Below are 1,018 nucleotides of genomic sequence, written 5' to 3' on the forward strand. Positions count from 1 at the left end.
TACTGCCCCTGGGCCTTGTACCTGGCCTCGGTCGCCGCCTTGGCGGGCTCCCACCAGGCGCGGTTCTCCTCGTACCAGGCGATGGTCCCCTCGAGGCCGGCCTGGAAGTCGGTGTGGGCGGGCCTCCAGCCGAGCTCGGTCCTGAGCTTGGTGGGGTCGATGGCGTAGCGGCGGTCGTGGCCGGGGCGGTCGCGCACCCAGTCGAAGGCGTCCTCGGGCCGGCCCATCATCCTCAGGATCATGCGCAGCACGTCGACGTTGCTCCTCTCGCCGTCGGCGCCGATGAGGTAGGTCTCGCCCATGCGCCCCCTGGTGAGGATGGCCCACACGGCCGAGGAGTGGTCCTCGGTGTGGATCCAGTCGCGCACGTTCTCGCCCGTGCCGTAGAGCTTGGGGCGGACGCCGTCCAGCACGTTCGTGATCTGCCTGGGGATGAACTTCTCGACGTGCTGGTAGGGGCCGTAGTTGTTGGAGCAGTTGGAGATGGTGGAGCGGATGCCGTAGGTGCGGTGCCAGGCGCGCACGAGCATGTCGGAGCTGGCCTTGGTGGAGCTGTAGGGGGAGCTCGGGCGGTACGGGGTCTCCTCGGTGAAGCGGGCCGGGTCGTCGAGGGCAAGGTCGCCGTAGACCTCGTCGGTGCTCACGTGGTGGTAGCGCACGCCGTGCCTGCGGCAGGCCTCGAGCAGGCGGAAGGTGCCCTCGACGTTGGTGCGCAGGAAGGGCTCGGGGTCGGCGATCGAGTTGTCGTTGTGGCTCTCGGCCGCGTAGTGCACGATGGCGTCGTGGCCGGGGACGATCCGGTCGAGGAGCCCGGCGTCGCAGATGTCGCCGACCACGAGCTCGACCCTGTCCTCGGGGAGCCCCGCGATGTTGGCGGGGTTGCCGGCGTAGGTGAGCTTGTCGAGCACGGTCACGTGCACGCCGGGGTGGTTGCTCACCACGTAGTGCACGAAGTTTGATCCGATGAAGCCGCAGCCGCCGGTGACGATGATGTTCTTGGGCTCGAAGGTGTCTGCCA

At 68.6% G+C, this 1,018-nt stretch carries 1 protein-coding gene; it reads right to left on the bottom strand.

Annotated features, from left to right (window positions below; all coding sequences use genetic code 11):
• Positions 1-992 (bottom strand): dTDP-glucose 4,6-dehydratase (gene rfbB, locus EFAMC2_RS06735; RefSeq protein ID WP_222838552.1); only part of this gene is annotated, 992 nt, incomplete at its 3' end.
• Positions 993-1,018 lie beyond the last annotated feature (26 nt).

The organism is Olsenella uli (assembly GCF_901212655.1).
GTDB lineage: Bacteria > Actinomycetota > Coriobacteriia > Coriobacteriales > Atopobiaceae > Parolsenella > Parolsenella uli_A.